The sequence below is a fragment of the Marinilabilia rubra genome (genome assembly GCF_003121985.1).
Lineage (GTDB): Bacteria > Bacteroidota > Bacteroidia > Bacteroidales > Marinilabiliaceae > Marinilabilia > Marinilabilia rubra.
Map to the genome: position 1 here is coordinate 25,253 of NZ_QEWP01000009.1, position 24,194 is coordinate 49,446.

Sequence of the window (24,194 nt, forward strand, 5' to 3'; positions counted from 1 at the left end):
CAAAAGAGTAATCACTTGCCCTTCTGAGACCTGAATCTTAAAATATTTCAATTCTATTGCTTTGGCAATTTTATGCGATAGCCTACATTCACCTTGCCTTTAGTAATGGCATTCAATTTGCCTTTTAACAAACGTTTTTTCAATGGCGCCAAATGGTCGACAAACAAGATTCCGTCGATGTGGTCGTATTCATGCTGAATAACCCTTGCTGCCCAACCTTCATAAACCTCATCATATTCATTAAAATCCTCATCCACATATTGAATACGGATGCGGGAGGGCCGCCCTACTTCTTCGCTTATTCCGGGTAAACTTAAGCATCCTTCATTGTCACTCATTTTATCCCCGTCTCGTTCAATGATGCGGGCATTGATGAATGCTTTTTTAAAGTCTCCCAATTCGGGAAAATCTTCTGCCAAAGGAGATGCGTCAATAACAAAAATTCGTTTTGAAAGCCCTATTTGCGGGCCGGCCAGGCCAAGACCATCGGCTTTGTACATAGTCTCATACATATCACTGATCAACTGCTTGAGATCATCTTTCTCTTCGGGCACAAAATCGTCAGCTTTCTTTCTCAACAACGGATGCCCGTAAACTACAATTGGATATATCATTACTCAAAAGATTGTTAGATACAAGATTTTTAGATATAAGATTTTTAGATAATAGACAATTTTATTTTCGCCTTTACTTTCTGTTATCTGACTATTAAAGGGGCCTGTTTTCTTCCAGATAGGTCTGAAGAATAATGGTGGCACTGATTTTATCTACCAGCATTTTATCTTGTCGTTTCTTTTTACTCAAACCAGCATCAATCATGGTTTGAAATGCCATTTTACTGGTATAACGCTCATCAACCATAAAAACAGGGATGTGGGGATATTTGTTTTCTAAAGACCTTACAAACGGACGAATCTGCTTCATTGACTCAGAGTCTTCTCCAGAATCTTTGGTCGCATGTCCCACAACAAATGCTTCGACTTCCTCCTTTTCAAGATAATCCTTTAAAAAGGTGTATATTTTGGCCGAAGGAACTGTTTCCAGACCATTGGCAATTATTTTTAACGGATCGGTAACTGCTACACCTATTTTCTTTTTCCCGTAATCAAAAGCAAGTATTCGTCCCACAGCATCAGTTTTTTCAGGGGTACAAAATTAACAAAAAAAGCGGGAACCGCCAGATTCCCGCTTTCTTTCAATTATTTAAAACGTTGCTTATTGCTCACGTGCAGCTGCCTGAGCTGCTGCCAAGCGTGCGATAGGCACACGATATGGAGAACAACTTACATAGTTCATCCCTGTACGGTGGCAGAACTCAACAGAAGAGGGTTCCCCGCCGTGCTCACCACAAATACCTACTTTCAGGTTATCATTGGCACCGCGACCAAGCTTGGTTCCGGTCTGAACAAGTTGACCAACACCTTCCTGATCCAACACCTGGAAAGGATCATCTTTAAGAACACCTTTTTCAAGATAAATTGGCAGGAATTTACCGGCATCGTCACGAGAATAACCGAAGGTCATCTGCGTAAGGTCATTGGTTCCGAATGAGAAGAAATCAGCTTCTTTGGCAATTTCGTTAGCCGTAAGAGCTGCACGAGGAATCTCGATCATGGTACCTACCAGGTAATCGATCTTATCACCACGTTCTTTAAACACAGCCTTTGCAGTAGCATTGATAATTTCAGCCTGCATCCTAAACTCTTTAACGGTTCCAATAAGAGGCACCATGATTTCAGGACGGGCATCCACGCCTTTTTTCTTGAGATTAAGCGCTGCCTCGATAATGGCACGTGCCTGCATCTCGGTAATCTCAGGATAAGTGATTCCCAAACGACAACCACGATGTCCCAACATGGGGTTGAATTCTTCCAGATCAGCAACAGTATTGCGAATTTGCTCGATGGGCACTCCCATTTCCTCTGCCAAAGATTTCTGAGTAGCCTGTTGGTGAGGCACAAATTCGTGCAATGGTGGATCTAACAAACGAACTGTCACACCGTATCCGGCCATAGCTTCGAAGATACCTTCAAAATCCTCACGCTGATAAGGCAACAATTTGGCAAGTGCTTTCTTACGCCCTTCTACCGTTGAAGAAAGAATCATCTCACGCATTGCTTTGATACGCTCTCCTTCAAAGAACATGTGCTCAGTACGGCAAAGTCCGATACCTTTAGCACCGAAGTCACGGGCAACTTTAGCATCATTTGGAGAATCGGCATTGGTCCGAACACTCATTGTGGCAAACTTATCAGAAATCTCCATGATCAAACCAAAGTCACCGCTCAAATCCGGTTTACGGGTTTCAACTTTCCCTTCGTAAACTTCACCGGTTGAACCGTTAAGAGAAATCCAGTCACCCTCCTTGTAAGTTTTTCCATCGATGGTCATGGTACGAGCACGGTAGTCGAGCTTTACATTACCCGCTCCTGACACACAACATTTACCCATTCCGCGTGCAACCACAGCAGCGTGAGAAGTCATACCACCACGAGCTGTCAGAATACCGCGAGCCACATTCATACCTTCAAGGTCTTCAGGAGAAGTCTCAGTACGAACCAGGATGGACTTTTCGAACTTAGTAGCTTCATCAGCAAAGAAAACAACCTGACCGGTAGCAGCACCAGGAGATGCAGGAAGTCCTTTGGCCAATACTTTGGCAGAACGGATCGCTACTGAGTCAAAAACAGGGTGTAACAACTCATCAAGTTTACCGGGCTCAAGACGAAGCAAAGCAGTTTTTTCATCTATGAATTTATCACGATACATATCCATCGCAATTTTCACCATAGCAGCACCGGTACGTTTTCCGTTACGGGTTTGCAACAACCAGAGCTTGCCTTCCTGAATGGTAAACTCAAGATCCTGCATATCTTTATAGTGATTCTCAAGTTTCCTCTGAACTTCAAATAGTTCTTTGTAAAGTTCGGGCATAGTTTCTTCGAGAGAAGGGAATTTACTTGAGCGCTCTTCTTCAGAAATACCCTGGAGTTTGGCCCAACGCTTACTTCCTTCAAGAGTAATTTCCTGTGGGGTGCGGATACCTGCTACAACATCTTCACCCTGTGCGTTAATCAGGTATTCGCCATTGAAAATATTTTCGCCTGTGGCAGCATCACGTGAGAATGCCACACCGGTTGCTGAAGTATCGCCCATGTTTCCGAATACCATGGCCTGAACATTCACAGCAGTTCCCCACTCGTCAGGAATACCATTCAAACGACGATAGTAAACAGCACGACTATTGGTCCAACTGTCAAATACAGCGGCAACTGCTCCCCACAACTGCTCGTAAGCATCAACAGGAAAATCCTTTCCGGTGCGTTTTTTAACAGCATCTTTGAATTTCTGTACAAGGCTTTTCAGATCCTCAACAGTGAATTGGGTATCAAGTTCAATACCTTTCTCTTCTTTCACTTTTTCCATGATTTCCTCAAAAGGATCGGAATCTTCTTTTGATTCTGGTTTGAGGCCCATTACCACATCACCGTACATTTGGATAAAACGACGGTATGAGTCCCATGCAAATCGATCATTACCGGTTTTTTTAGCCATTCCTTCTACTACTTCGTCGTTCAGACCAAGGTTAAGAATAGTATCCATCATACCTGGCATAGAGGCACGAGCTCCTGAACGAACAGAAACCAACAAAGGGTTTTCATTGTCACCAAATTTGGTTCCGGTCTGCTCCTCAACCTGAGCAATGGCCTTCTCAACTTCGTCTTTAAGAAGTTCAACCACTTTATCGTGACCTAACTCATTGTACTCCGTACAAACATCGGTGGTGATCGTAAAACCCGGAGGTACAGGCACTCCAATAAGATTCATCTCGGCAAGGTTGGCACCTTTACCTCCAAGGAGCTCCTTCATACCAGCTTTACCCTCGGCTTTTCCGTTTCCAAATGTGTAAACACGCTTTTCACTCATAATTGCTTTTTTTGTAATGTTTTATGATTAAAGCCTAATAATTTTTTAATTCACGGCCCTAAAATTAATTAAATTTCTATCGTTTTTTCAACATTTTAAGACATTAGATTTCTTTTATTAGGTTTTTTTAAAACCTACTCCTATATCTGACTGCAAATGGTATGGTGAACCAGGCCTAAGAACAAACGACCTATACAGCCTTACAATTCAACACATAAACAAGAATAATCAACCCCACACTAACAAACTAATTCGTCAAAACACAACAATAATGGTCCCTGACCATTTTTTTAAAGCCCAATAATTTATTCAAAAAATTCATAAAAAAACCGGCCTGTTTTTTAATCAGCCCGGTTTTTTTTCAATTCTTTGCTACGAATTACCGCATTGGATATTTCTTAAAATACTCTTTCCCTTTCATCAAGAAATCAACATACTGCCCTCTCTTATAGGCAAATGGCTCAGTTATCCGGCTATGGGCCATTTTCCCTTTGAAGTCATCAATGGACTGGTAACCTTTTTCCTTCATCCATTCTGCCAGTTCATCCAGCATCTTAGTAATTTGGTCGGCCCCGTTTCGATAAATGGTACTAACAACCTGAGCAACGTCGGCTCCGGCCAGAAGCGCTGCAATAAAGTCTTCTCCATCAAGAATCCCGGTATTGGCTGCTAAATTTGCATGAATGCGTCCGTGTAACAACCCAATATAGCGAAGAGCCAGACGACTATCCCCTTTATGACTCAAGTTATAAGGCATTTCAAAGCTTTCCTGCCAGATATTGATATCAGGCTGAAATAAGCGGTTAAACAACACCAAACCATCGGCACCATCTTCTGCCAAACGGTTAATAAACTCCAAAGCATTAGTGTAGAAAGGACTCAGCTTTACTGAAATTGGAATATCAATCTTTCGCTTAACTCTTTTCAGAATCTCAATACGGTTCTGTTCGATTTCCTGCGGTGTTTTGTTAGGATCGGTAATGGTACTGTAAAAGTTAATTTCCAGTCCGTCGACTCCGGTTGATGCCAATTGCTCGGCATATTCTTCCCATGTCTGATCATAGATACAATTAAGACTAGCTATAACCGGAACAGAGACCGATTCTTTAAGTTCCTTAACTGCCATGAGATGAGCCCTGGGGCCCGAATGTTCAACCTTGGGAAAGAGATCGATCATTTCGGCATGCCGGTCATCATATTCATGAAGATCTTCCTCAAGCTCTGCAGCCTCAAGGTTAATTTGCTCCTCAAAAAGAGATTTGTAAACAATGGCGGACGCACCTGCTTCTTCAAGTTTTTTTACCATCTTTTTGTCGGTTACCAGATTACTGGCTCCAACTACTAAAGGGTTTTTAAGGGGAATCCCCATGTAATGCGTAGATAAGTCCATATTTCCAGGGTCTGTTTTTATGGTTATTAAATCTGAGAGTTACTTTATTAACATATTCAAAGGCTTTTTTGTTGAAAAAAGCATAATAATTAACAGGGGCCAAATAGAATTAAAAACACAACAAACTTCAATTCCCTTGAAAACAAGAATCTATCTTTTTTAGATTCATGACAATTAGGAGTTTAATAAAACATTCAAAATCTCCCCCCAATAATACCTCCCAAAGTAAGCTACTTTCGTTTCAATTTTAAATAAAACAAATCATTCACAATTTAGCAAAGCTATCCCAACAAATCAACTGCAAATTTTTATCACTAAAAAAGGGCAGCTCCGGAACCGGAGCTGCCCTTCAAAGGACTATAATGATTACTTATTATTCAGCATCGTATGCCATAGCTGCAAAGCGCTGGTACGTATTGTAACGCCACTTTGCATTATCCTGAGCTGCCTTGAAAAGCTCTTCCGCCTGTTCGGGGAATGATTTCATAAGGGCAGTATAACGAACCTCGCCTTTCAGGAAGTTCTGGAATTTATCCCAGTCGGGTTCTTTAGAATCCATAACAAATGGGTTCTTTCCTTCAGCCTCAAGCAATGGGTTGTAACGGAACAAGTGCCAGTAACCACACTCAACAGCTTTTTTAGACTCTTCCTGCGATGCTCCCATACCACCTTTCAACCCATGATTGATACATGGAGAGTAAGCGATAATAATAGAAGGACCAGGATAAGCTTCTGCCTCCTTAAGCGCTTTGAAGTATTGGTTCTGATTAGCTCCCATTGCCACCTGGGCAACATAAACGTATCCATAAGTAGTGGCCATCAAACCAAGATCTTTCTTGCGAATTTGTTTACCTGCGGCAGCAAACTTGGCAACTGCACCAACCGGAGTTGACTTGGAAGCCTGACCTCCAGTATTGGAGTAAACCTCGGTATCCATAACCAGGATATTGATATCGCGACCTGAAGCAATCACGTGATCCAATCCACCGTAACCGATGTCATATGCCCATCCGTCACCACCGAATACCCAAACGGATTTTTTCACCAGGTAATCTTTAATGGCAAGGATTTCTTTGGCAACAGCATGTTTCTCATTCTCCAGAGCTTTAACAACTGCATTGGATACTTCACGGGTCTTTTCTCCGTCTTCTTTAGCCTCAATCCATGCTTCAAAAGCAGCTTTGGTATCAGCAGCTACCTCAGACAAACTTTCAGTCATCAGACGTTCGATACGATCACGAAGTTTGTCAACACCAACAGCCATACCCATTCCGTACTCAGCATTGTCTTCAAACAATGAGTTGGCCCAGGCAGGTCCGTGACCGTTTTTATCGGTACAGTAAGGAGTAGCAGGGGCAGAACCACCATAGATAGAAGAACAGCCAGTTGCATTGGCAACCATCATACGATCACCGTAAAGCTGGGTGATCAATTTGATATAAGGCGTTTCACCACAACCGGCACAAGCCCCCGAAAACTCAAACAATGGCTGTGCGAACTGAGATGCCTTAAGATTGGTTGACTTGGGTGTAATATTATCTTTAATAGATACTTTCTCAGACATGTAATCCCAACGCTCTGTTTCTTGCATCTGAGAATCAAGCGGCTTCATGATCAAAGACTTTTGCTTGGAAGGACAAACATCAGCACAGTTTCCACAACCGGTACAGTCAAGCACACTTACCTGAATGCGGAATTGCAGTCCGGCAAAAGCTTTTCCGTTGGCCTTTTTAGCTTCAGTACCCTCAGGCGCATTGGCCAGCTCTTCTTCATCCAATAAGAATGGACGGATACAAGCATGAGGACAAACATATGCACATTGGTTACACTGGATACAGTTGTCCATCTGCCATTCAGGAACATCTACAGCAATACCGCGCTTCTCGTAAGCTGTAGTTCCTGCAGGGAAGGTACCATCTTCGCGGCCTTTAAAAGCACTTACCGGAAGATCGTCTCCTTTTTGAGCATTAATAGGGAATACAATATTACTGATGAATTCAGGCACCTGTTTTCCGTTCGAAGCTGCTTCAGGCTGAACCTTGGTCCAATCTGCAGGAACTTCAATTTTAGTTACGTTACCACCTTCTTCAACAGCCTTAAAGTTCATATATACGATGTCTTCACCTTTTTTTGAGAAAGACTTAACGATGAACTTCTTCATTTCTTCAACAGCCTGGTCGTAAGGTATCACTTCAGCAATCTTAAAGAAAGCGGACTGCATGATTGTGTTGGTGCGGTTACCCAAACCAATTTCCTGTGCAATCTTAGTGGCATTGATGATGTAGAACTTAATGTCATTCTCAGCCATGTACTTCTTCATATCGGCCGGAATCTTGTTCTTGGTTTCTTCTTCGTCCCAAATACTGTTGAGCAGGAATGTACCTCCTTTTTTAAGCCCTTTAAGCATGTCGTATTTGCCCAGATATGAAGGAACGTGACAAGCAACAAAGTCGGGAGTATTCACCAGGTAGGGTGAGCGGATTATTTCGTCACCAAAACGGAGGTGAGAAATGGTAATACCACCGGATTTTTTAGAGTCGTAAGCGAAGTAAGCCTGAGCAGACTTATCGGTATTTTCACCAATAATCTTAATAGAGTTTTTGTTGGCACCTACAGTTCCGTCAGATCCCAAACCATAGAATTTACCAGCGAAAGTACCTTTTGGTGCAAGGTCAATCTCTTCCTTCAATGGAAGTGACTTGAATGTCACATCGTCAACGATACCTACGGTAAAGTCATTCTTTGGCTCATTCATTTTCAGATTTTCAAATACTGAAACGATCTGAGCCGGAGTAGTGTCTTTTGAAGAAAGACCATAACGTCCACCAACAACAACAGGGGCATCTTCTTTACCATAGAAAAGGTCACGAATATCAAGATAAAGAGGATTACCGTTTGCTCCAGGTTCTTTAGTACGGTCAAGAACTGCAATGCGTTTGGTGCTTTTTGGAAAAGCTTCGAAGAAATATTTTGCTGAAAAAGGACGGTAAAGATGAACAGCGATCAATCCAACCTTCTCTCCCTGAGCATTCATGTAGTCAACAGTCTCTTTAATGGTATCGGTAACAGATCCCATTGCAACCACAATATGCTCAGCATCTTCTGCACCGTAATAGTCGAAAGGACGGTACTTACGGCCGGTAATTTCAGAAATCTTATCCATGTATTCAGCAACCATATCAGGCACTGCATCATAGAAAGAGTTTGAAGCCTCACGCGACTGGAAGTAAATATCAGGGTTCTGAGCTGTACCACGTGTAACCGGATGTTCAGGATTCAAAGCATTGTCACGGAACTTCTGCAAAGCATCGCGGTCAACCAGTTTGGCCAACTCATCCTGATCAATGGCTTCAATTTTCTGAATTTCATGCGAGGTACGGAAACCATCGAAGAAGTGAAGGAAAGGAATGCGGCTTTCGATAGAGGCAAGGTGAGCAACTCCGGCAAGATCCATAACTTCCTGAACACTACCGGTTGCCAACATAGCAAACCCGGTTTGACGAGCAGACATAACGTCACTGTGATCGCCAAAGATAGAAAGTGCCTGGGCAGCCAAACTACGAGCACTCACGTGAAAAACGCCTGGAAGCAATTCACCGGAAATTTTGTACATGTTAGGGATCATCAGCAATAACCCCTGAGAAGCCGTAAAAGTAGAAGTCAATGCTCCCGCTTGCAAAGATCCGTGTACAGCACCTGCTGCCCCAGCCTCTGATTGCATTTCTTCAACTTTTACAGTCTCTCCAAAAATGTTTTTCCGTCCGCTGGCCGCCCACTCATCAATGTTTTCGGCCATGTTCGATGACGGTGTAATGGGGTAGATAGCGGCTACCTCACTGAACATATAAGCTACGTGAGATGCAGCATAGTTCCCATCACAGGTAATGAACTTTTTGTTTTTAACCATTTGTCTGTTCTCCTTATTGTTTAAAAAATCAGTTTATTTTTTTCACAGCCCGTATTCTGAGCTGTTCTGTCAACCACTTAATTTATTTTTCCAGGTTCCCGTGAGCATTTAGCTTAAAACAAAAAGCCAAACAACCATAGAGGAATCTGATTTCCGGATCCAATCTCGACCATATCACGGGCAAAATAACCTTTTTTGTTGCGGCTTTTCTTTTCAATATTGCGTCCGCCAATAAAAAACGGTTTGTCTCCATCCACTAAAAAGTCGGCATCGCTACTTTTATTTATCCGACTCAAATATCCTACCTGATTGTAGAAAAAGGTTTTATGCAACACATCCATTTCCACATCCCCTCTTGCTACAGAATAAACCAAATTGGGGTTTTGCATAAATACGCAAGCAGGTTTTTTAAGCGGATCAGCTTCCTCTTCATACAGCAAACTAACCAGTCGTCCCTGTTTGAGGTAATTCAGATAATTCATAATGGTTGCCCTGCTGGTTTCCACATCAATACTCAGCCTGCTGATATTTGGCTGAAAAGGGGCAGATTTGCCCACAATATAAAGCAATTTCCGCAATTTGGGAAGATATTTCAATTCAATCTGTTGCAGGTAACTGATGTCTATTTCCAACACCAGATTGATGGTCTTAAGCAGATTTTCAAGATAATTGCGCTTTTCAAGGAAAAACGGATAATAACCATGATGCAAATAATCGGTGAAATATGCCAGTGGCCTTACCTTATCCACAATCTCCGAGGCAATGATCTCATGGTTATTGAGCAATTCATCAAAACTTACCGGCTTAAAATCATTACCGGTCTTAAGGTTAAGGAACTCCCTAAATGTAAACCCCTCAAGATTATACACCTTAGCACGATTGTCCAATTGTGAATTCTCTTCATCAAGCCGCATCAATGGCGATCCACTGAAAACAATTTTCAAATCATCAAAATGGTCGTAACAATACTTAAGTTCCTCAGCCCAGTTTGGGTACTTATACACCTGATCAAGTATGAGAATTTTGCCCCCGGTCTTCCGGAATTCATCAGCAAAAGTAACAACACTGGTTTCGGCAAAATAAAGATTGTTCAGGTTGACATACAGGCAGGCCTTGTCATTGCCATAATGGGTTTTGGCATAATCCAATAAGAAAGTCGTTTTCCCTACACCACGAGAGCCCTGAATACCAATAAGGCGATGTTCCCAGTCGATATACTCGAGCAAATACCGATTAACCTGAACATTCAGGTGATCCAGCAAATAACGGTGCGTTTTTATAAATGCCTGCATCAAAACAATTAGGTTTTGTTGGCAAATTTAAACAATGCAACGAGCTTTTTGCAACTTGCAGATTACATTTTTTAGTCTTGTTTGTTATTTATATTTAGTAAAGATAAATGTAAAAGACTTCTCAAGGCCATGAAACCTTACTAAATCAAAAGCATCCTATTACCAAAGAAACAAAAGGATCCAAAAAACAAACTCGAAAACAATCCATGATTGGCCGCATCCAATAGTTGCCAATGTTTCTTTTTTTCGATATTTACACATCTTACATGGATTATCTTTTTATTAACAATCCGAAAAGCCTTATCCAAAAAAAAACATGATATTCATCACCAAAAACAAGTCATTCATCATTAATTACCCCCCCCATTATTTGTAAAAATGATTTTTTTTATCAATATTTGTAAAAGTAAAAATTACTCTTAAACTCAATAATTATGATACGCACCCTACCCCGTGCTTCATTTATTATTTTTCTCATTTTGACAGTCCTGCTCTTTGCATCGATTTTTGCAATCAAGGCTGATTTCTTCCAATTTCTCGTAACCGCAAAACAATGGAGACTTGAGAAAACATCGCTGGTTGTCATTGCTTTTCTTGTACTTTGGCTCCCATTTGCCAGGAGAGTTAAAATAAGTCTTATTGATGCAGGTGTTCTGTTACTCTCGATTTGGTGGGTATTAAATGAAGTAATTCTTCAAACAAATTATGCTTCTTTCGGGCAAACCATCTTTCAGGTAGTATTGTGGCTTTCCATTTATTTATTCATCCACACCGGGGCATCAAACAATAAATTCATAGCCGGTGTGGCCATAGTATTTCTCTTCACAACATTTTTGCAAAGCGGTTTAGGGCTTCTGCAGTTGTATGGGGTTCAACCTTCATTTCATTCGCTTTTCAGGATTACCGGAACTTTTCATAATCCCGGGCCATTTTCGGGATTCGTGGTGAGCGCGTTGCCGTTGGCAGTTATTTGCTACACAACTTGTCCTGATCTTTCGGGAGAGTTTCACAGAAAAGACACAGAGAAACACGGAGAGAAAGATGCCAGAGTAATACCTGTTAAATGGTCGAAGGCAAGATTTCCAGCCAATAAAATTTTACAGCAAGGCATTAAGTGGCTTTCGTTGCTTACCATTATCTCTATTCTTCTGATTATACCAGCAGCACAGTCCCGCGCGGCATGGCTGGCCGGTATTGCCGGGTGTCTTTATGTTTTCCTGACGTACCCGGGGTCAATTTCGCTCAGGGACAAGCTTAAGGCATCCTTCAAACGATTGCGTTTGTTTACCCGCTTTTTAATTATCACGGGCGCTATCATTGTCATCATCGGCGCGGGCACGGGGCTCTACCTCATGAAACAAGGCTCGGCCAACGGGCGGTTGCTCATGTGGCAGATCACCGCGCAATTAATCAAAGACCGCCCCTTGACCGGTCACGGCAACGGTGCTTTCAGTGCCCTTTACATGGACGAACAGGCCAACTGGTTCGAGAGTGGTAATGGCACAAATGCCCAGACAGCGGTGGCCGGCTCTCCGGAAGCGCCTTTTAATGAGCCTCTGAAACTGTGGCTGGAAAAGGGATTGATTGGGTTGTTGCTGGCGGGAGCGGTGCTGGGAATAATCTTCTTTCCAGGAACTTTCAACAAGAAACCAGAAACTCTAAACTATGAACCCATAAAACCCCACCCTATACCCCCTAACCCCCTTGAGGGGGAACCCCAAACCCGCGATCACAGCACACCCAAAACGGAACCAGAAACTCGAAACAAGAAACTCAAAACAAGAAACTCGAAACCCAACACTCTCAACTCAAAACTTAGATACCCCCAGACATCCGGGAAGTCCCCCTTGGGGGGATTTAGGGGGCTCTCAACTCTTATTTCCGGTCTCAAAGGCACTCTTGTATCCCTTCTCACATTCAGTATCTTCTCCTACCCCTTCGACATCAGTTCTTTCATATTGCAACTGGTCGTAGTTGTCGCACTGTTATCTGCCACAACTCCAGCGTTGATAACCACTAAGGGGCGAAAAAGCCTTCTTCTTACCGTGTCCGTTGTCGGGATGCTTATTGCCGCCGGCATCTGGCACTTCCCAAAGCGGCAGGTACATTACGCTGCACTGAAAACCTGGCAGGAAGCTGCGCAGTTTTACAATATGCGCTCTTATGGTATTGCCACGGAAGCTTATGAAGAGGTATTTCCTGTATTGAAACACAACGGACTTTTTCTTCAAATGTACGGCAAGGCCCTCAGCATGAATGAACAATACAAAAAAAGCAACAAAATCCTGACCTTGGCGCAAAACCACTTGAGCAGTTACATCATCCAAAATACCCTTGGCGACAATTACAAAGCACTTGGCAATTACAAGAAAGCAGAAACGGCCTACAGGAAAAGTGCATCCATGGTCCCCTCTATGCTCCTGCCTAAATATTTGCTGGCAAAACTGTACGTGAAAAGCGACCAACATCAAAAAGCAAAACAAACAGCACAAGGCATATTGAACAGCCCTGTAAAAATAGAATCCACAGCAACAAAGAAAATTATGACTGAAATGAAAGAAATTGTCACACAGAGTAACACGAAGGGATCAAAAAGTTACACAGAGATAACAAATAATCCTCTATGTCTCTCCGTGGCCTCTGTGTAACAAAAAAGATAAATGAGTTATGAAACAACCCGGAATACCACAAGGATACAATGAGAATCACCAAAAATATTACAAAATATTTCTCCGTGAATCTCTGCGTCTCCTCTGTGTGCTCCGTGTAACAAACTGGGAAAAAGAAGAGGAAGCCAAACGCTGTCCAAGCCCACGCTTCCTCTTCCAGCTCCCTTTCCTAAAAAAGAAAGGAGGTGATATGACACAAAGATAATGATAAACCAAACACGATAATCACACTAAGTGGTTACAAACAATGTTCCCTGCCAGGCAGGATAACATTGCACTTTTAAGAAATCAACGACTTCGGTCGTTGAAAATTGAATTTTTATCATTTAAAATTTTAGAAAATGAATCTTAAGAAAAAAGTAATATTTGGAGTGGTTGCAGGCTTCTTTGCCGTGGCTACGATTTTTAACATGGGCTTGTTGAATGATAATGGGACAGGGGATTTGTCACTGGATGCTATTGCGATTATGGCGCAGGCGCAAAGTGAAGGACCAGATTATTCAGTAGGCTATATCAATAATCCTGAAGAATGTACAATCACTGAAACAGTGGAGTGTACAATAGGGGGAATAATATACACACAGTGGGGGCCTATCGATTGCACCATAGGTTTTAGTTACCCCATCACCCACGATGGGACACAAAATTATTGTACCTACACCGGTGGTCCCGGGGGATGTTCATTCCATACTTGCCAAAAAAACAACTAGATAAATAAAAAGCACTACTGCCTAAATAAGCTTTAATACAAAATTTGAATCCAATTAAAATAAACTGAAAAACATAGTTTATTTAGGCAGTATTCAAGAAAGATAATTATGAATTATAGCAATTTAAAAGTACTGACTTTTGCCTTTTATACTTTTGGGATTTTATCTTCATCATGCAATAAGGATAATTCAGGACAAATTGTCAAAATGCAAGACAATGCTACTACAATTAATATTAACCCAATGAAAAAGGATTGGGATAAAACCGATGAGATTATTAAAGAAATTAAGGTCATTCCTTTAGAGACATCACCTGAAGCATTAATTGGAAGAGTTGAAGATATTCAATTTAAAAATAGCAAAATTTTTGTTCATGATGGAACATCTCAAGAAATTAAAATTTTCAACAAAAAGGGCATGTTCTTAAGCAAGATTTCCAATCAAAATAGAGGCCCGGAAGGATATCTCGACATATCGGGTTTTTCGTTATGCGATAATGACAGTTTAATTGAAATTTACGATAACAGAAACCATTCGTTTAAAACCTATACCATAGAAAATAAATTTGTTAAAAGACAAAAAATTGATTACATGGTTACCGATTTCCGAAATATTTGCAACCATAGAAAGATAGTTTATTCTGGATTTATGCCTTCGTATAATTTAAAAAGTTTTCCTTCATTATCGCGTGTACTTTTCTGTAACCAAAATTCTAAAATTTATAAAACAGCTTTGCCTTTTGAATACAAGGAAAACTCAGAAATTCATATGTTTTCCCGCCCAAAAAACAATCTAAGCTATTACAAAGACACAGTTGTATTAGCAGGTGAAAAGCTAACTAATGCTGTTTATCATATACACGGAGACTCTATTAGCAAAAAATATTTTTTAAATTTTGGTAAAAAATATAACATCCCATTAAACTACTGGTCTTCAGAGCACGAATTAAAAGATCTCAGAAAGTCAAATAAATTTAATAATTACGTAAAAATACGCTCAGTATTGGAATCTAAAAATCATCTTTATGTAAAATATTCTTTAAATAACAAGATTTGTTTTTACATATTCAATAAATCTAATCTAAAAGGATATAATATTCCATTATTCTTTAGACGCCAAAGCGATGTATTAAATTTACCTATGCCTTCCTTTAAATGGGATGAGCATTTTGTTGGAATAAAAGACGCATATACGGTAAAAAAAGAGATAACTGAATATAAAAATAAAGAACTTGAGTTACCTATTCCTCTTAAAGACATAGATAATAAAATTACAAACCAAAGCAATCCTTTGCTTTTTTTAATTCAATGGAAATGAAAACAAAATATTTCTTTTTTTTCATCTTATTGGTAATTCTAATCATTTCCGGATGTACTAATAAAAAAATCAAAGAATGTTTTTTAACAAATATTCAAAATCAATGCTCCTTTTCACTATCAGGGAACATATCTTTGTTAGACATAAATGCCAATCAACTATTTATTAATGATTTAACATTAAAAAACACCACATTAGCCCTAAGAATACCGCCAAATGCTCCAATAGCAACATGGCAAACAGAAATAGACTTTATTAAAAGTCAAGCCATAGATGAATCCGAAGTTTTATTGATTTTTTCGGAAAAAAATCTAACTGATCTAAAACTAAAATACAACAAAAATAACTATAATTTTTTTGCAGTCAATTTATATGATTATGAATACGTATTTCCCGAAAATTTAGAAAATTACAAACAACCTTATTACTTTACTATAAGTCAAAATCATACATGTAACAATGTTTTTTTCCCTCATTCAAAATTATTCAACTATAGAGAAATATATATTGATCATATAAAAAGAACTAGTTTATTTCAAAACCATATTAAACAGTCAGAATTTGAACGCTTATTTCAAAGCCGAAGAATTGATATTGGAGAAATAAACTATAAAGACTCAAAACAAATCAGGTTAACTTTCGAAAACACTATAGATAAAACAATTACAATAGAAAGCATAAAAAGCAATTGTGGTTGTATTGTCACTAGTTTGAGCAAAAGAACGATTATGCCAAAAGAAACATTTTCAATTATTGTAACTTATACAGCATTAGATTTCGCTCAATTTTACAAGCATTTCTATTTAAATATAAAAGATAAAGATTCCCCAGTTCGTTTTACCATATGTGGTGTAGTAATAGAATAAGTTAACCTTACATTTTTTATATAACAGAATAACTTTCAATAATTGCAAAAACACCTTATTATGAGCTTTTCACACCCCAAAGATTTTCTTTTGTGGGCTTGCACCAGCTTACTTCAAAAAGAAGAGAAACCTCGGAAAATGGTGAATAAGTCTCTTAAACTTGAAAAATTTGAAATTGTCCAACAAGCAATCACCCTATTGACATTAGAGGAAAAAAGACAAACCCATAAATACCTTTCCATGGTTTACCTACAAAACAGTTGCAATCCCAGCTACCCCAAATTCATCGAGTGGCAGCAAAAAATGGATGCCATTGACACTTTAGACTTACCCCTTACAAAAAGGCTTCATTCCTATTTTGGAAATAAAGACTCTTTTGACCAGCATCTATTATCATTATTGATGCTCATCAGAAAACCACACCCTTTCATAAACATAACCATATTTCAATGAAAAATTTTCTATTTTTAGTAGGAACAGTATTTCTACTTTTCTCATGCAACAACCTTCCCCCAAAGGAAAAGGAACTTCGTAAAATACTGAATAAATCTCTTAACCTTGACAATTTTGAAACCGTCCAACAAGGAAACACCCTATGGTCTTTGGACGAGCTAAAGCAAAACCACGGATACCTCTCCGTGGTTTATCTCCAAAACAGTTGCAACCCCTGCTACCCCAAATTTATCGAGTGGCAGCAAAAAATGGATTCCATCAACACCCCTAACAGTTATACCGTATTATTCGTCATCAAAGGCAACAGTTATGGTGAGTTCATGACCAATGTTCTGGACATCGAATACGTGGAGGATAAGTACTACACAATCATGGACCCCGAGGGAAAATTTCTGGCAAACAACAGCGATATTCCACGGTGGATTATCGACAATTCCATACTTATCGATTCCGAAAACAAGATAAAAATGGTGGGGGCGCCTTTCGCAACGCCGGAAATGACGGAGTTGTTTTATGAGGTATGCCAAAAGCCTTTAAAATAAAAAATCCCTATTTTTTGCATCATTGAAAACCAAACAAACTTATATACCATGAAAAAACACCTAACAATAATCCAAATCCTCTTTCTTTTCTCTATTGCATCGTGCAACAACAGAGAAGCATGCCGCATATCTCCAGAAGTACAGGCAAGATGCGACAGCATAAAGCAGGAGATAAGCCGCTTATCAACAGACATCAACGACACACTAAAACTTGAAGCTCTGCAATTTCTACTGAAACATGTTCCCTATCGCACGCATTACAAAGTTCCTAACATGGGCATTTACAGCGATACTATAAAAAAGTATACCTCAACCCCGAAACTGCAGGAAGAAAAATTACGAGAACTGGCACGCCTTTATTCTCATCAAAACAGGAAGGAGGTCGTAAATGATGCATTTCATTTAACAGGAGAACAACTGGTTGAACATGTTTCCAAGGTAACTGATTTTTATCAACTCACACCTTGGTCTGACCAAATTCCCTTACACGTTTTTCAGGAATATTTATTGCCCTATAACATTTATTCCAATGGAAACAATTCTTGGATTAATTATTACAGGAAACAATTTTTTCAGGAAAACGACAGTGCAATTTTAGATGTGCCACTGGTAGATGCATTTAAAATAGTCCACAATTGGATTTACAAAAAAACAAAAGGATTCAGAGTACGTTGGGGAAATAAGGCACTTAACCTCCCTGATTTAAGCCCACAAACATACAACTTTTTGCGTGCAGGCTCATGTGATGATATCAGCAAGTTTTCATTGATCTTAATGCGCTCACTAAGTATACCCACTTCAATAGATTTTACGCCCACCTATTTAAACCGACCCTCTGGTCACAGTTGGAACATCGCAGTCATCTCAGAAAAAAAATTCATCCCCTATATTAGCAATAATGGGACTCCAGGTAAATACAAAAATGCCAATTTTAAACTTGCAAAAGTTTATCGGCAGTCCTTCTCGGGACAAACCAAACAACAAAAACACTTTTCTAACCCACTAAAACCGCAAAGTTCATTACCCGGATTTATCTTCTTTTCGGATGTAACAGACCAATATACAGAAACCTCAGATTTGGTAATACCCTTGAAAAAACGTTTTTTTCAAGATAATAATATTGGATGGCTGAGCGTTTTCACCCGCGAAGGCTGGGCTCCTGTTGCCAGGGCAAAAGCAACAAAAAACTCACTGACTTTTAGCAAAGTGGGTCGTGGAGGTGTATATAATGTATTAAACGCTCAAGGCAAAAATATAACAAAAAAAAATGCTCCTTTTTTATTAAAACCCAATGGTGAAATTCTGTATTTCATTCCGGACACCTCTCACAGGACAACAATTAATCTGTTTCGTAAATATACTTTTTACGACCGCAATGCTAAATGGTTGGAACGAATGATAGGAGGCCGATTCGAGGGTGCCAACTCTCCGGATTTTAGCGACCGTGAAATTCTGTCAGAAATTACTGAACGCCCATCAGAACACTTCAACACATTGCATATAGAAAATAATACCCATTATAGGTATGTGCGATACCTGTCACCTCCACAATCACGAGGAAATGTTGCTGAAATTATATTTTTTGGTTCCGACAGCATACAGTCCTCTTTAAAGGGAGATGTGATTGGAACCAAAAACTATAATAACGTAAGAGAATTAGCCTTTGATGATAACCCCCTAACTTTCGTTAATATTTGGAAAGAAAATATCTGGGTAGGTATGAAGTTCAATAAACCGGAAGTCATAAGTAAAATAAAGTACATGCCCCGCAATGATATGAACGCAATCCAACCTGGCGATGAATATGAACTGTTCTACTGGAACGAAGAATGGAAATCATTAGGTCGAAAAACAGCCGACTCAACCACGCTTCAATACGACAATGCACCGTCAAATGCCCTCTTCTGGCTAAGAAATCATTCAGCCGGCCGAGAGGAAAGGATTTTTTCTTACGAGAATGGCAAACAGGTTTGGTGGTAATTTATTATTTAACGGACCGCAAAGCAAAACAAACAGCACAAAATATATTGAACAGCCCTGTAAAAATTGAATCCACAGCAACAAGGAAAATTATGACTGAAATGAAAGAAATTGTTACACATAGTACCACGGAGTAGTCACAAAGAAACACAGAGATTAGAAATAATCCTATGTGAATCACTGTTACTCCTCCGATCGCTCCGTGTAACCAAAAAAGACAAATAAATTATGAAACAACCCGGTATATCACAAGAACACCATGAGAATCACCTAAAATATCTCTCCATGAATCTCCGTGTCTTCTCTGTGTGCTCCGTGTAACAAACTGGGAAAAAGAAGAGGAAGCCAAACGCTGTCCAAGCCCACGCTTCCTCTTCCGGCTCCCTTTCCTAAAAAAGAAAGGAGGTGATGTGATCCCGAATAAGAGGATGTAAGCATTTTCGAGAAAATGCAACATTCACTAAACCGGGACAAGTAGCAAAGATAAGAAATTAAAAACCCCAGTAATCAACTTTTGATTACGAACAATGCTACCTGCAAGGCAGGAGGGCATTGAATTTTGAAACAAAACGGGAACACTGAAAAATCACCAAGTTGCCGGAAAATCAATTTTTTATCTTAAAATTTTATTGTTATGAAAATTCGTAAGAAAGTTTTTATCGGAATGGCTACAATGTTATTTGCTGTAGCCACAGTTTTTAATATGAATCTGTTGAACGAGAAAGGAATCATGGATATTACGTTAGATGCTTTTAATCTGGTAGCGCAGGCTAATCCGGAAGGAACAGGCGACTATGCAGCTGAAAGGAAATATATTAGTGGAAGTAGTACTACGAGTTGTGAAAAAAGCGACGGAACTAGTGGTACAAGATCCTATGATTATTGGGGATACGATTGTTTGGGAACAGGTAATTTAGCTTGTACTACAAGCATTACTTTTGTGTACACATCAAGCTGCAACTAAATAAAAAAATGGGATATCTTACCAACTCATATATTGAAGATAATTCAAAAATTTATTTTTGATAATATTCCCCAATGTTAGATATTAGTAAATATTTGGAAATAAATTAATCAAGTATTGGAGAAGGTTAGATATCCCATTATAAACGTTAACTTCAGTTACATTTTTGATCAAATTTAAAAACATGAAAAAAATATTTTTTACAACAGCCTTTATTTTCTTCCTTATAGCTTCTTGCAATGAAAGCAATGTTGAAAAAAAAGATATTGAAAAGATCTTTGTAGATTGTGATGATGTTGAAGGAATAAGCCACAATGATTATTTTGAAAACATAGAATTAATAAATTTAGAAACTTCTCAAAAGTCTTTAATTCATAAAATCAATCGGTTATATTTTTTCAAAGAAAAAATATACATACTTGATAAAAAACAAAATTCAATCTTTGTGTTTGACAAGACTGGTAGATTTTTTAGAAAAATCAGGAATGTAGGCAGGGGGCCTGGAGAGTATATTCAAATTGGAGATTTCACTATTGATGAAAAGAATAATGAAATAATTGTAAGCATGGAAATCCCCAAAAAAGTCTATAGATATAATTTATCAGGTAATTTTAATAACAGTTTTAAAGTAAATGATTGTTATGGCGCTTTTATTTCCATTGTTGGTAACAAAATTGTTCTCTCGGGCATAAATGAAAAATATGATTATACTACACACGAGTATAATAAATCCACCGGAGAATTTATTAAAAGTACTGATAAAAAATGCAAAAATAGCTATAATTACCCAATGATCAGGGGAATGTATCCCAATATGATCAAAAGTAGCAAGAGTTACTATAATCAGCCATTGGACAGATATATTTTTTCGCTCAATGATAGTGCAAAGAGACGTAGGTATTTAATTGATTTTGGTGAAAATAATTTGCCCATTAACATCAAAAACAAATTAGTCGATTTCAACATTTTAGGTTATTGTCGTGAAAATAATTTTAAAACCCTAATAAATAGCTTTAGGGACAATGAAGACTATTTATTTTTCAGATACGAACCTGCTTCATTTGTTTTATATAATAAAGAAACCCAGCATACCCAAGTGTTTAATCATATAATGGATTCGAATACAGGGATGAACATCTATAATATTTTCCCCCATGATGGTTCGTTTAACGGTGTAGTCTCGATTATGAACCCAATCAATATTATTTCTCGAGCAGAATTAATAGAAAAAAACAATATTGAGATTGAAGATTCAACTTTATTTAACCTTCGTAGTAAAGTTACAGAGTCAGATAACCCCATAATACTAAGATATGCGTTTAGATAGATTTATTATACTGATAACCTTTCCTTTATTTTCATGCCAATGCAGTTTTTTTAATACTGACAGACCAACGGATCACAAAAAAATTGAGATTAAATGCCTTAGCAATGGTTGCCAGATAAATAACGAATCGGTTATTATAGTGCTAAACAAAAAAGATTGTCAAAGATGCACAGAGAAAGTTGAAAGATTAGCCGAAATAATTTCAGAGAAGATAACCAAAAAACGCATAGTTTTTATCATTAAAAATTATGATAAGAATACTTTAGCGGCATATAAACGCAGCCTGAGTGGTATTTCAAATCAAATTCTGGAAGACAACGGAGAGGTAACAATGCATTCGAACATTAAGGGCATGAGCCATTTTATTGTTTTTGAAGAGTCAACAGCTAAATACAAAACTTTTTTGCCAGATCAGTTTAATGAAATGTCAAACTTATTAAACTATTAGAAAAGGATTTGCATGAAAAAATTATGCGTTATTATACTACTTTCGTTTAAATTGATTAGTGTTTGTGGTCAGGAACGTTATTATTTTGACATCTCAGAAGGCACTGACGCCTTACATGAAATTGATCTCTATAATACAATAAACCATAGTGAAGGCAATTTGGATTTTGAAATTGAATCTTTCACGCTTTTGAGATCCCGAAAAGCATGGCGGATTAACAGGATTAGAAAAACAGAAATGACTGATGATTTCATCTATGTCACAGATATAAGTAATCGAAACCTATTCATCTATGATTTACAGGGTGAAGCCAAGAACAAAATTGATATCACCAATTACGATGAGAAAGCCTGGATAACTGATTACACAGTATACAATGATACAATTTACATTGTTGATAAAAAATCTTTATTATTATTTAAATTCAACAAACATGGAAACTTCCTATCCCGGGATTTATTAACATTTAATTTTGACGATTTTACGGTTAATCGGGAGGGATTTTTTTTTATTTGCAAGCATGAAAAAGCAAGTAAGGGAAACACAATAAGAATTAATGTATTTGACCGTTCGTTGATGCTATTGAAACAATACTTTGTGTCAAGCCAAAAAAATAAATATTACTTTAAACCAGAATTCTTTTTAACTGAAGATGAAGATGAAATCTTGTTTTCTATTGCCCAAAATAATGAAATGTATAAAATCGTTAACGATTCGGTATTTAGATATCTTAAAATCAAAAATGCAAAAATAATTCATTCTTTATCACATGCACATGGGCTTCATGCCTTTCAGGCATCGAAGAAAAACATAAAGAATGGTGAGCTCTTGTGGACATGCTATTTTAAAAAGGGTGTCATGGAAGCAATTAGATTTGACACAATTAGAAGTGACGATCTTTCAATATTCCTCTATGATGGTCTTGATAATGGTATTTATCAAGATAGTTATCTTAGTGTCCTGGACTTCAATACTCGTCCTTTTCTACGATCAATTCCTGATATGGATTGGTCTTATGCATCCTCAAAAATAAAGAGGAAATTTTTCAACATAATCGAACAAATAAACGAAAGGCAACGCCACGTGGTTATTCGGTATAAAATAATAGATAATACTTCTCTGGAAGATTAAATGAAGGAAGATGATCTTAAGGGAACGAACATTTTTTTAACCTGAATTGCTGCAAAGTCTGGAAATTTCAAAAAAAACAGTAACTCTTTTTTGTAATACACCCAAAGGCATTGAAACGCTTATAATAAAAGGAACCGTCAAATAGAAACAACTATCCCCCATGAGAAAATTTATGCATGTTATTTTTTTACCCTTCATCCTGTTCGCCTGCGACACCTCCCGGGCCGAAGATAACAGTGAAGAAGAGGCCGCCCGCCTCTCCCACACAGAAGCCACGGTAACCGAAGTAGGTACCACTCCGGTAGTTTATGGCCAATTCCCGATGGAGCTGGTGAGCAACGGAAACCTCCAGGCCCGCCAAAAAGCAGTTGTGCCCTTCAGGGTACAGGAACTTATTACCGCTGTAAATGTGCAGGAGGGCGACCGCGTTAAGGCAGGCCAGATGCTGGGCAAGGTGGAATCGTTCAATTACCGTAAACAGCTGAACGATGCACGAAACCAATACGAGAAGGCGCTTATCGACCTGGAAGACCTGCTGCTCGGTCATGGTTACGCTCTCAGCGACACGGCATCCATGCCCGTCAACATCCTGAAAATGGTGCGCATCCGCAGCGGGTACAACAATGCCCTGTCGAACCTCGCCCAGGCAAAAAGAAATCTGACCCAAACGGTGATAAAAGCGCCAATAAGCGGCGTGGTAAGCAACCTGCAAGCCCAAACCAACAATCCATCGGGCAACTACAAGATGTTTTGCGAAATTCTCGACATCGGGGCAATGGAGTTGGAATTCCACCTCTTAGAAACGGAAATCCCAAAGGTGAAAACCGGCCTGTCCGTGGACATGAGGCCCTTTGGGATGCCCGATACGACTTTCAAGGGCAGGGTTGTCAGCATCAATCCCGCTGTCAACGATAAGGGAATGGTACGCATCACGGCCAGCGTGCCCAACCCGGGGGGTGAACTAATGGATGGCATGAATGCGCGTGTCTTGCTCAAACATCTTGTGCCCGGGTGCCTCATCATCCCCAAGGAGGCTGTACTGTATCGCCAAAACCGTGAAGTGGTTTTTGTTTTGGAGGATGGAAAGGCTATTTGGAGATACGTGGAAACGAGCAGGGAAAACAGTACTCATGTGGCCATCAGTGACGGCCTAAAGGCAGGGGATGAAGTGATAGTGGAGAATAATCTGAATCTGGCACATGAGAGTGAGGTTGTTAAAAACAACTGACTTTTAGGCATTTTACCACAAAGGCAACGAAGGATAACACAAA

18 protein-coding genes are annotated in these 24,194 nt (G+C 39.1%); 12 read left to right on the top strand and 6 right to left on the bottom strand.

Annotation, left to right across the window (positions count from 1 at the left end; genetic code table 11):
* Positions 1-53: 53 nt before the first annotated feature.
* From def to DDZ16_RS12130, 6 genes are all read right to left on the bottom strand, one after another.
* Complete coding sequence (def, locus tag DDZ16_RS12105; RefSeq protein WP_109264744.1) at positions 54-614, bottom strand: peptide deformylase; 561 nt, start codon at positions 612-614, stop codon at positions 54-56.
* 94 nt (positions 615-708) lie between these two features.
* On the bottom strand, positions 709-1,128 hold the full coding sequence (gene ruvX / locus DDZ16_RS12110) for a Holliday junction resolvase RuvX (RefSeq protein WP_109264745.1): 420 nt from the start codon (positions 1,126-1,128) through the stop codon (positions 709-711).
* Positions 1,129-1,215: 87 nt separating this feature from the next.
* On the bottom strand, positions 1,216-3,927 hold the full coding sequence (ppdK, locus tag DDZ16_RS12115) for a pyruvate, phosphate dikinase (protein WP_109264746.1): 2,712 nt from the start codon (positions 3,925-3,927) through the stop codon (positions 1,216-1,218).
* A gap of 379 nt (positions 3,928-4,306) precedes the next feature.
* Entirely contained in the window at positions 4,307-5,317 is a 1,011-nt protein-coding gene (locus DDZ16_RS12120) for a dihydroorotate dehydrogenase-like protein (RefSeq protein WP_109264747.1), read from the bottom strand.
* A gap of 373 nt (positions 5,318-5,690) precedes the next feature.
* Positions 5,691-9,224 (bottom strand): pyruvate:ferredoxin (flavodoxin) oxidoreductase, encoded by a 3,534-nt coding sequence (gene nifJ / locus DDZ16_RS12125; protein ID WP_109264748.1) that lies wholly within the window; start codon positions 9,222-9,224, stop codon positions 5,691-5,693.
* A gap of 113 nt (positions 9,225-9,337) precedes the next feature.
* A complete protein-coding gene (locus tag DDZ16_RS12130) occupies positions 9,338-10,516 on the bottom strand; it encodes an AAA family ATPase (protein WP_109264749.1) in 1,179 nt (392 codons plus the stop codon).
* A 434-nt stretch (positions 10,517-10,950) separates the two neighbouring features.
* Between DDZ16_RS12130 and DDZ16_RS12135 the strand changes: the two genes are divergently transcribed.
* The 12 genes from DDZ16_RS12135 (at position 10,951) to DDZ16_RS12195 (ending at position 24,151) form a co-directional block, all read left to right on the top strand.
* Positions 10,951-13,164, top strand: a complete 2,214-nt coding sequence (locus DDZ16_RS12135) for an O-antigen ligase family protein (protein ID WP_109264750.1) — start codon at positions 10,951-10,953, stop codon at positions 13,162-13,164.
* 362 nt (positions 13,165-13,526) lie between these two features.
* The gene (locus DDZ16_RS12145) at positions 13,527-13,895 is read left to right on the top strand and encodes a hypothetical protein (RefSeq protein ID WP_109264752.1); all 369 of its coding nucleotides are present in this window, start codon (positions 13,527-13,529) and stop codon (positions 13,893-13,895) included.
* A 108-nt stretch (positions 13,896-14,003) separates the two neighbouring features.
* Entirely contained in the window at positions 14,004-15,212 is a 1,209-nt protein-coding gene (locus tag DDZ16_RS12150; RefSeq protein WP_109264753.1) for a 6-bladed beta-propeller, read from the top strand.
* Positions 15,209-16,078 (top strand): DUF1573 domain-containing protein, encoded by an 870-nt coding sequence (locus tag DDZ16_RS12155; RefSeq protein WP_158275659.1) that lies wholly within the window; start codon positions 15,209-15,211, stop codon positions 16,076-16,078. Before DDZ16_RS12150 ends, DDZ16_RS12155 begins: the two co-directional genes overlap by 4 nt.
* Before the next feature lie 60 nt (positions 16,079-16,138).
* A complete protein-coding gene (locus tag DDZ16_RS12160) occupies positions 16,139-16,531 on the top strand; it encodes a hypothetical protein (protein WP_109264755.1) in 393 nt (130 codons plus the stop codon).
* Positions 16,528-17,073, top strand: coding sequence for a hypothetical protein (locus tag DDZ16_RS12165; RefSeq protein WP_109264756.1), 546 nt, complete (start codon positions 16,528-16,530; stop codon positions 17,071-17,073). Before DDZ16_RS12160 ends, DDZ16_RS12165 begins: the two co-directional genes overlap by 4 nt.
* 48 nt (positions 17,074-17,121) lie before the next feature.
* Positions 17,122-19,053 carry a hypothetical protein gene (locus DDZ16_RS12170; RefSeq protein ID WP_109264757.1) on the top strand — a complete coding sequence of 644 codons (1,932 nt, stop codon included), beginning with the start codon at positions 17,122-17,124 and terminating at the stop codon, positions 19,051-19,053.
* Between the two features lie 634 nt (positions 19,054-19,687).
* On the top strand, positions 19,688-20,017 hold the full coding sequence (locus tag DDZ16_RS12175; protein WP_109264758.1) for a hypothetical protein: 330 nt from the start codon (positions 19,688-19,690) through the stop codon (positions 20,015-20,017).
* A gap of 184 nt (positions 20,018-20,201) precedes the next feature.
* Positions 20,202-21,344: a 6-bladed beta-propeller gene (locus tag DDZ16_RS12180; RefSeq protein WP_109264759.1), complete on the top strand. Its 1,143-nt coding sequence runs from the start codon at positions 20,202-20,204 to the stop codon at positions 21,342-21,344.
* Positions 21,331-21,792, top strand: coding sequence for a hypothetical protein (locus DDZ16_RS12185; RefSeq protein ID WP_109264760.1), 462 nt, complete (start codon positions 21,331-21,333; stop codon positions 21,790-21,792). Before DDZ16_RS12180 ends, DDZ16_RS12185 begins: the two co-directional genes overlap by 14 nt.
* A gap of 12 nt (positions 21,793-21,804) precedes the next feature.
* A complete protein-coding gene (locus tag DDZ16_RS12190) occupies positions 21,805-22,923 on the top strand; it encodes a 6-bladed beta-propeller (RefSeq protein ID WP_109264761.1) in 1,119 nt (372 codons plus the stop codon).
* 160 nt (positions 22,924-23,083) lie between these two features.
* The gene (locus DDZ16_RS12195; RefSeq protein WP_109264762.1) at positions 23,084-24,151 is read left to right on the top strand and encodes an efflux RND transporter periplasmic adaptor subunit; all 1,068 of its coding nucleotides are present in this window, start codon (positions 23,084-23,086) and stop codon (positions 24,149-24,151) included.
* Positions 24,152-24,194: the final 43 nt, after the last annotated feature.

Excerpts from the sequence above, each read along its gene's own strand:
- def (WP_109264744.1), bottom strand. The coding sequence starts at position 614 with ATGATATATCCAATTGTAGTTTACGGGCATCCGTTGTTGAGAAAGAAA.
- ppdK (WP_109264746.1), bottom strand. The coding sequence starts at position 3,927 with ATGAGTGAAAAGCGTGTTTACACATTTGGAAACGGAAAAGCCGAGGGT.
- DDZ16_RS12120 (WP_109264747.1), bottom strand. The coding sequence starts at position 5,317 with ATGGACTTATCTACGCATTACATGGGGATTCCCCTTAAAAACCCTTTA.
- nifJ (WP_109264748.1), bottom strand. The coding sequence starts at position 9,224 with ATGGTTAAAAACAAAAAGTTCATTACCTGTGATGGGAACTATGCTGCA.
- DDZ16_RS12130 (WP_109264749.1), bottom strand. The coding sequence starts at position 10,516 with ATGCAGGCATTTATAAAAACGCACCGTTATTTGCTGGATCACCTGAAT.
- DDZ16_RS12135 (WP_109264750.1), top strand. The coding sequence starts at position 10,951 with ATGATACGCACCCTACCCCGTGCTTCATTTATTATTTTTCTCATTTTG.
- DDZ16_RS12145 (WP_109264752.1), top strand. The coding sequence starts at position 13,527 with ATGAATCTTAAGAAAAAAGTAATATTTGGAGTGGTTGCAGGCTTCTTT.
- DDZ16_RS12150 (WP_109264753.1), top strand. The coding sequence starts at position 14,004 with ATGAATTATAGCAATTTAAAAGTACTGACTTTTGCCTTTTATACTTTT.
- DDZ16_RS12155 (WP_158275659.1), top strand. The coding sequence starts at position 15,209 with ATGAAAACAAAATATTTCTTTTTTTTCATCTTATTGGTAATTCTAATC.
- DDZ16_RS12160 (WP_109264755.1), top strand. The coding sequence starts at position 16,139 with ATGAGCTTTTCACACCCCAAAGATTTTCTTTTGTGGGCTTGCACCAGC.
- DDZ16_RS12165 (WP_109264756.1), top strand. The coding sequence starts at position 16,528 with ATGAAAAATTTTCTATTTTTAGTAGGAACAGTATTTCTACTTTTCTCA.
- DDZ16_RS12170 (WP_109264757.1), top strand. The coding sequence starts at position 17,122 with ATGAAAAAACACCTAACAATAATCCAAATCCTCTTTCTTTTCTCTATT.
- DDZ16_RS12175 (WP_109264758.1), top strand. The coding sequence starts at position 19,688 with ATGAAAATTCGTAAGAAAGTTTTTATCGGAATGGCTACAATGTTATTT.
- DDZ16_RS12180 (WP_109264759.1), top strand. The coding sequence starts at position 20,202 with ATGAAAAAAATATTTTTTACAACAGCCTTTATTTTCTTCCTTATAGCT.
- DDZ16_RS12185 (WP_109264760.1), top strand. The coding sequence starts at position 21,331 with ATGCGTTTAGATAGATTTATTATACTGATAACCTTTCCTTTATTTTCA.
- DDZ16_RS12190 (WP_109264761.1), top strand. The coding sequence starts at position 21,805 with ATGAAAAAATTATGCGTTATTATACTACTTTCGTTTAAATTGATTAGT.
- DDZ16_RS12195 (WP_109264762.1), top strand. The coding sequence starts at position 23,084 with ATGAGAAAATTTATGCATGTTATTTTTTTACCCTTCATCCTGTTCGCC.